6 protein-coding genes are annotated in these 7,802 nt (G+C 67.7%); 2 read left to right on the top strand and 4 right to left on the bottom strand.

Annotated features, from left to right (window positions below; translation table 11 throughout):
* Window positions 1-50: 50 nt before the first annotated feature.
* The 3 genes from V6M37_RS16330 to V6M37_RS16340 all read right to left on the bottom strand — a co-directional run bounded on the left by V6M37_RS16330 (window position 51) and on the right by V6M37_RS16340 (window position 2,380).
* Window positions 51-803: a recombinase family protein gene (locus V6M37_RS16330; protein WP_332675090.1), complete on the bottom strand. Its 753-nt coding sequence runs from the start codon at window positions 801-803 to the stop codon at window positions 51-53.
* Between the two features lie 45 nt (window positions 804-848).
* Window positions 849-1,322: a hypothetical protein gene (locus tag V6M37_RS16335; RefSeq protein WP_332675092.1), complete on the bottom strand. Its 474-nt coding sequence runs from the start codon at window positions 1,320-1,322 to the stop codon at window positions 849-851.
* 143 nt (window positions 1,323-1,465) lie between these two features.
* Window positions 1,466-2,380 (bottom strand): hypothetical protein, encoded by a 915-nt coding sequence (locus V6M37_RS16340; RefSeq protein ID WP_332675094.1) that lies wholly within the window; start codon window positions 2,378-2,380, stop codon window positions 1,466-1,468.
* Between V6M37_RS16340 and V6M37_RS16345 the strand changes: the two genes are divergently transcribed.
* Window positions 2,370-3,659: an IS256 family transposase gene (locus tag V6M37_RS16345; protein WP_332675096.1), complete on the top strand. Its 1,290-nt coding sequence runs from the start codon at window positions 2,370-2,372 to the stop codon at window positions 3,657-3,659. The genes V6M37_RS16340 and V6M37_RS16345 overlap by 11 nt on opposite strands.
* Window positions 3,660-4,011: 352 nt before the next feature.
* Window positions 4,012-4,341, top strand: a complete 330-nt coding sequence (locus tag V6M37_RS16350; protein ID WP_332675098.1) for a hypothetical protein — start codon at window positions 4,012-4,014, stop codon at window positions 4,339-4,341.
* A 238-nt stretch (window positions 4,342-4,579) separates the two neighbouring features.
* Here V6M37_RS16350 and V6M37_RS16355 read toward each other — a convergent pair whose 3' ends face one another.
* On the bottom strand, window positions 4,580-7,585 hold the full coding sequence (locus V6M37_RS16355; protein ID WP_332675099.1) for a Tn3 family transposase: 3,006 nt from the start codon (window positions 7,583-7,585) through the stop codon (window positions 4,580-4,582).
* Window positions 7,586-7,802: the final 217 nt, after the last annotated feature.

Here is a 7,802-nt window from a genome sequence, read left to right on the forward strand (position 1 = left end):
ACCAGCCGCCATTTCGGCCGTGGCGGGCTGACCGGCCGCTGTGCCGCCGTTCAGGCGCTCGTGGCTGCGCGCTGCACGGCGGGCCGTTTCCCCTTGCTGGCCGCCTCGAGGTGTCCGTAGACGGTGGTGCGCGGGACGTTGAAGATGTCGGCGATCTGCTGGACGGTGCGCTCGCCGGCGTCGTAGAGCTGCTGTGCGAGCGCGATCTGCTCGGGGTTGAGTTTGGGGCGTCGGCCACCTTTGCGGCCGCGGGCGCGGGCGGCGCCGAGCCCGTCGCGGGTGTTGGCGACGATGAGCTCGCGCTGTAGCTCCGCTAGGACGGAGAGCATCCCGAACATCGCGCGACCTTCGGCGGTGGTGGTGTCGATGCCTTGCTCGATGACGTGCAGGCCGACGCCGCGTTCGCGCAGCTCGGCGCCGAGCGTCACGAGGTGCAGGACTGATCTGCCGAGGCGGTCCAGGCGGGTGATCTTCAGCGTGTCGCCGTCTCGCAGCAGGCGCAGCACGGCGTCGAGCTGCGGTCGGCTGGCTTTCGCGCCGCTGGCGTGGTCGACGTAGATGTTGTCGTCGGCGACGCCGGCGCGGCGCAGCGCGTCAGTCTGGTGGTCGGGGTTCTGGTCAGCGGTCGATACGCGGGCGTAGCCGAAGAGCACGCGTCGAAAACTACCGGTTCGCCGGGGTTTGCCGTCGTTGATTGTCGACGCGGCTTCTCGACACGCGACGCTCAGCAACGACGGGCGGGCGAGTTCGCTGAGATCGAGCGTCGGCAAACGAGTGTTTGCCGACACGCCGATCTCGGCCATGGCGACATGCCGGGCACCGCCTCCATGCTGCGGATGATGCTCGGTTCAGCCTCGCGGGATCACGAGATAGGCGTCCTGCGCGATGGTCTTTGTGCGCAAGGCCATGTCACCGGGGATGTTCGTTGTCAGGGTGAGCTGATGCACGAGGGTCAGGATCACGCGGCGTGATCCGCGGCGCTTGGCGGCCGCACGGATCGTGCTGCGCGTCGATCGCTTGACGGTCAACCTGAGGTGCTCGCGAGTGCTGTCGGCGTGCCCCCTGAAGCTCGGAAGCCGCGCCACGGTCTTGCCGCCGACCTTGAAGTAGCCCTTGGTGACGTAGTCGTATTCGCGGCTCTCCTCGGCGGCGTCCAACAGCTCGGTGGCGTGCAGGGTCGGAAGCAGCTGGGCGTTGTGGCGGATGCCCAAAGTGAACGTTGGTCCATCGGCGAGCGCCGGCGCCGCGGTAGCGCCGGCGCTGCTGGCCGCGATGAGCGCGACGGCGAGCGCGTGGCGAGGCGAGATGCGGGATGAGGCCATGGTGTGGCTCCTGAAATGATGGGGCGGGGCTGACAGACAGTCGCGCTCATAAGACAAAGCGCGTGGGTTGCATGGCATTCGGGTCAGGCTCTGGCGGAGCGCTCTGCGTGTGCAGAGCGCTCCACCGGGCGTGCGGGAATGGCCTACAGACAGCTCAGCGGGACGAACACCCAGTTGCCTTGGCCGCTGGAGTAGGCGCGGTCGCGGCCCATGGCCCAGTAGGTGCCGTCCGTGGTCGGATACTTGGCCACGTAGCGGAACGCGAAGCGAGGCGCGCCAAGATGCGTGGCGTTGGCCGGGATGTACCGGATCGCGGCCGGGACGCCTTGGCCCGACAGCCAAGGCCGCACGTTGGCGACGGTGTAGCAGGTCTGCTTGTTGTTGACCGGGGTGCCCTTGCAGTCGTCGGTCTCGGCGCAGCCGTCGTAGTAGTACGAGCCGTCTGCGAACTTGTACATGAACTCGTCCTTCGTGTAGCCGATCGAGTTCGGGTCGCAGTGATTCCACTGCGTGGTTGTGTTGTAGGCGCTGGTCTGGTCCGTTCGAATCCAGCCACAGCCGCTGAAACCGCCGAGGATGTAGCCGCCGTCGTAGTAGCCCTGGCCGGTGCCAGTTCCCACCAGCCCGGACTTGGCGATGCGACGAAACTCGGTGTTCTGCGGGCAGTTGCCGACGGCGTAGCCGCTGGGCGACGCCGCGATGGTCGCGTAGGCGACCGAGCAGTAGAACGTTCCGTCTGCGCTAGTGCTCTCGGTGCCAAGGCTGCCGTCGGTGCTTAGGCCATCGCTGGTCGTCGACGACTCGAGCGGTTCGATCTGAGTGCCCGAGCCGAGATAGGCGTCTGCATGCGCGGCGGCTGTCGGCAAGAAGGCCAGAAGAGCGAGGAGCAGTAGGAACGCTGCCCACACAGAGGTGGGGGAGGTGCGGTGCGTGATGAGCTGCTCCGTCCGATGAGGGATCAATGGCCACGAGGGGGTCTGTCCGATGAAGTGTGTGTGGTCTGGGTGACCGATTCGGCCCTTGTGGCCGGGAAGGACACCGATGACCATGAAGACCATCAAGAGCGATGGGGAGAGAGATCGTGAGCGGTCCGCTCGTGCTCAGAGTGCCTCTGATGAGGCGGCGCAGCGCTTGGCGGGCTTGTTGCCTGAGGAGGCGCTGCAGGACGCGTTGAAGGGCTTGGCGCCTGAGGAGATCACGGGGCCTGGCGGGCTGTTGACGCAGCTGGCCGGTCGCGTGATCGAGACGGCTCTTGGAGCTGAGCTCGGTGAGCATCTCGGCCATCCGCCGGGCGGCCGTCCCGCCGGCGCGAACGTGCGCAACGGCGCGGGCGCCAAGACGGTGCGTACCGACCTCGGGCCCGTCGAGATCCGCACGCCGCGCGACCGCGACGGGTCGTTTGACCCCAAGCTCGTCGGCAAGCGCCAGACGCGGTTGGCGGGCTTGGACGACAAGATCCTCGGCCTCTACGCGGGCGGGATGACCGTGCGTGACATCAGCGCGCACCTCGCCGAGCTCTACGACGTCGACATCGGCCGCGACACCATCAGCCGGGTCACCGACGCCGTCTTGGAGGACGTCGCGGCGTGGCGGACCAGGCCGCTGGAGCGCGTCTATCCGATCGTGTACTTCGACGCGATGTTCGTGAAGGTCCGCGAAGACCGCTCGGTGCGCAGCCGCGCCTGCTATCTCGCGCTGGGCGTAACGTCTGACGGCGACCGTGAGGTTCTCGGGCTGTGGTGGCAGGAGACCGAGGGCGCGAAGTTCTGGCTGGCCGTCCTCAATGACCTCAAGCGCCGCGGCGTCGACGACGTCCTGATCGCCTGCGTCGACGGCCTGAAGGGCTTCCCGGACGCGATCGAGGCGACGTTCCCGCAGACATGGGTGCAGACCTGCATCGTGCATCTCATCCGCTCAAGCCTGCGCTACGTCAACTACCGCGACCGCAAGAAGGTCGCCAGCGCGCTGCGGCCGATCTACACCGCCGCCAACGCCGACGAGGCGCTCCTCGAGCTTGAGCGCTTCGAGGCCGAGTGGGGCACGCGCTACCCGCCGACCGCGCAGGCATGGCGGCGAGACTGGCAGCACGTCATCCCGTTCCTCGCGTTGCCCGACGAGCTGCGCCGCGCGGTCTACACCACCAACACGATCGAGGGCTTGCACCGCCAGGTCCGCAAGGCGATCAAGACGCGCGGGCACTTCCCCGACGAGCAGGCCGCCACCAAGCTGATCTGGCTCGCGATCATGCGCGCCGACGCCAAATGGCAACGCAACCGCACCTGGACAGCACCCCGCGCAGCACTCAAGATCCACTTCGGAGACCGATTCCCAGGCTGACCCCAACATGTCGCCCCGGCCTCACACACAGTTCGTCGGACAGTCTCCCACGAGGACTCGCAACCCACAGCGGTTATCGACCATCCGTCCGTTTTACTTGAGCAAGCGTAAGCCCCCGCCGTCGGCGAGCGCCATCGCCTCAAGGAACTGCCGCCGGCGGAGGCTCGGGCGAGAGCGCTATTTGTCCTCCCCTGATGGCGTGACGCAACTAGCGCGTTCGCGCTGCGTTGCAGTTGGCATGCGAACCCAAGCTGCTCTCCTGCTAGTCGGCCTGACCGGTGCATTCGCGGCCCAGGCCTCCGCCGCCGAGTTGCCCCCGGCCAACTCCGGCTGCGGCGACGATGGCCCCACGATGAGCGACATGAAGCCCACGGTGCGGCTGACATCGGCCACGCTGCGCCTGCGCGATAGCGGGCGCGTCCGCGTCTACCTGCGTGGCAGCCAGACCGCGGCCATGACTGTCAAAATCGCTCAGGTCGGCGGCAAACGGGTCGGCGGCACAACGGGTAGCTACACCTGCACCACCCCCAGAAACAGCGTCGTGGCTATGCCGCTCAATGCCTACGGTCGCAAGCTCGTGCGCCGGCATGGCCGACTGGCCGTGAAGATCACCTTCCGGCTCATCAACGGCTCAGGCGTCACGAACAAACGCGTTCTGTCCGGCGTCATCAAGCCCGAGTAGTCCGCTTCGACGCAAAGCAGCAACGCCCAGAGGGGGCGCCCACGGCGCTGCTGCGTCTGTGGACGAGACGCGGGAGCGCAGTCGCGCGAGGTTGTCCGAGATCTCGTAGAACTTTGAGCGCGACCGGAAAGCCTGTGCCTGACAACGCTGAGTTAATGAGGCGCGAAGCGACGTTGCTGCCGCACGCCGCGACTGTGCCTACGGGCAAACGCTTGCCCCGGCAACTACGAGTCGAGCCTCAGCGTGCTTGAGCGAGACCCTCGACGCCGCGTCCGCCGTCTGCGCCGAGGTCCAAGCGGGAGGTCATATCGAGGTTGACCTCGCCGTAGGGCAGGACGTGCATCCAGAACAGCGGCGTCAACCCTCGGCGGTCGGCGGGCGTGAGGACGTCGCTCCACGCGGGCTCGTCGAGGATGTCCTGGAGCATGAGGGTGTTTACGTACACGAGTGCGGCCTGGAGGATTCGCAGGCAGAGCACGAAGAGTTCTTGCTCGTCGCGGCGGTTGGTCTGGATGTCGCCGCGCTTGCCGTACGCGAGCACGCCGTTGGCGCCGTTCCAGGACTCGACGACGTTCAGTCCTTCCTCGATCTCGCGTTGCAGATCGCGCAGTCGGAGGTATCGGGCGATGAAGATCGTCTTCTGCGCGCGGCCTACCTCGAGCATCGCCGCGTACGTCGGGTGCGACGCGTTGCGCGTGAAGCGACGCAGGATCGCCTCTGTCGATGCGGTTCGCGTCCGAATTGCGGTGCCGTACTTGATCAACTGGTCGTACTGCTCCTCGACGATGCCCCAGCGGATCGGCCTCGTCAGGGCGGGACTCAGGCGCGGGTAGGCATCTGGTTCGCCGGCGCGGGGCCGGTATAGCCGGGCCTTGTTGATCTGCTTGATCCGCGGCAGCAGATCGAAGCCGAGCAGCCGGGTGATCGCGAACCCGATCTCCGACTGCCCGTGCGAGTCGGTGTAGTTGGCCTCGACGTCCATCGTGGTGTCGTGGCGCATCGCGCCCTCGACCATCGCGGCGACTTCCGAGGCGCTGCAGGAGATCAACTGGGAATGCACGGCCATCGACTTGCGCTCGACGTGCCAGTAGATCAGCACCCCGCGGCCGTGATAGCGCGAGTGCCACTCGGTGAGCAGGTTCTGATCAAGCGCGCCGACGTGCGTGGAGTCCGACGCAACCGCGGTCGAGCCGGCGCCCCACAGGCCGTGGCGGCGAGAGGCAAAGGTCGCGTCGGCGATCTGCACCGCGATCGAGCGGGCAGCGTCGACGGTGAGATAGCGGCGGCGGACGTAGCGGATCTCGTCCTCGGTGTGGCCGTGCGCTCCGGACGCTACGGCGCGGATCCCGGTGTTCGTGCCGTAGGCGTATATCGCCAGCAGCAAGCGCTCCGCGAGGACGTCAGGGCGGATGCTGCCGCCGGCCGTCACCGACGTGACGGCGTCCAGGCATCCGGTTCGCAGCACGGTCTCCTTGAGCATGTCGACCAGTGGCACGGTGCCCCAGCGCCGTAGCACCTCGGCCTTGACGCGCCGCAGGTTGCGCGGCTCTTGTTGGGCCTCCGGTGCTGTCAGCTTGATCGCGCCCGAGCGTCGCTCGGCGATCTCCAGCCAGCCGAGCTTCGGCAACGCGTCGTTCAGGGCTCCGAGCTCAGCGTGCATCTGATCGCGCAGCTCGTCGACGAACGCCGACGGGTCCAGGGGTTTGCGCAGGGTGCGGTAGTGCTCGACGCGGCGCAGGGCGTAGTCGGCCGGCAGGTCTTGGTCGGGATCGCGCCAGCGGTCGGCGCCGACGACCCAGATCTCTTTGCAGCGCAGCGCGTCACGGAGCGCTTGGAAAGTCGCGACCTCGTAGACCATCCGCACGACCCGCCGCCGGCCTCGCGTGTCCTCGCGATGCACGACGTCCTCCCAATCGCCGCGTAGGCCGCGGTGCATCGGCACTGCCTCGCCGAGGGGGTAGTAGGTCGTGTTCCCGGCGCCGGCGAAGCGACGGATCATCGCGAGCGCTTCGATGATCGGTTGGTGTGTCGCGTTGCTGCGGAATTCAAGAACATCGAGCAGCCGGATCAGGCCGCGCCGGTAGTGGTTGGTGTAGGACGCCTTCAGCGTGGTCTGCACCGTGCGCCGGTACAGCGGGCCGCTCGTCTTGAACTCGTGCACGAGCTCGCGCAGCGTCTGCTCGCCGCCCGCGACGGCCGGGAATACGACGCCGCGCACGGTGCCGTCGGGCCTGCCCAACGACGCCTCGGCGACCCGGAAGAGGATGTTCTCCTTGCCGTGCACGCGCTTGAACGCGTTGACGAGCTCCTTGGTGACCTTCTTCTCGGCCCGTGCCCCGACGCGATGCACCGTCGAGATCAGCAGGTCCACGAGCGTGTCGGTGATCTCCCGCTCGCGCTCCCGCAACAACGCGGCCAAGAGCGTGAGGCGCAGCGCTTCGGGATGCGTGCGCAGGTGCGACGGCGACTCGACCGCTGCCCGGGCGCGCCAACCCGCGACGACATTCGAGGCGACGTCGGCGAACACCTCGGGGCCCACACCGATCGCTCGGACCGCAAGGAGCTTGTCGATCTCGGTCAGCATCGTGTCCAGGCTCACGCTGCCCGGCGCCTCTTTGATCGTTCCCAGGACGGCCCGGTCACCGTCCACATCGCCGTCGGCCGCGTCCGCCGCGTCGTCGTCGGTCACGGCGAGCAGAACCGCAATTCGCTGTCGTGACCCGTCGGCCAATCGCGAGGTGACCCGAGACGAGACGGCTTCTTCGCTGACATGCAGCGCCGATCGCACGATCCGCTCGACCCGCGCACGGGCGGGCGGCTCGATCCGCTCGCTACGACAACGCGCCAGCAGCTCGTCGCGCACCCGCTCCGGGCGCCGTTCGCGCTCGGCGACATGACGAGCCAGCCAGGTGGTGAGCTCCTGCGCGTCGGCGACGCTGCACTCGCTGTAGCCCAGGTGTTCACGAATCTGCGCCCGATGACGCTCGATCGAGCGGCCCGTCCATTCGTAGGCGCCGATGTCCATCACTGGGACCCGCAGCTGGCGAGCGACGAACTCAACCGCGGCGTCGGGAATCTCCGTGCGCCCCGTCGGAAATCGGCCGTGGCGCGTGTAGTGCTTCAGCAACAGCGCGAAGCCCAGCCGCGTGCCACCGTGCTTGGCATCGACGAGTGCGCGCTCGTCGTCGAGCACCGTCCAGTGCTCGACAAGCTCATCCAGATCGATCGACAATTCCGGGGCCACGCCCCATCATCCAGCGCACCGTCGGTCGACCGCAACGCCTGACCCCGCACTATGCGGCGATTGGCGAAATGGCGGCTGGTGACACGATTCTTACCAGCACCCCAATACGCGCACGCCCTCGCCGCGGCGCCGCGCCTGGCGCTCGGACCGCTCGCGCCGCTCGGCCGCGTGCTCGGCGACCCCCGGCTCGGGATGGCCGGCGTGTTCCTCTCGCTGC

Source organism: Aromatoleum sp., assembly GCF_036675785.1.
In the GTDB taxonomy this organism is placed as follows: Bacteria; Pseudomonadota; Gammaproteobacteria; order Burkholderiales; family Rhodocyclaceae; genus Aromatoleum.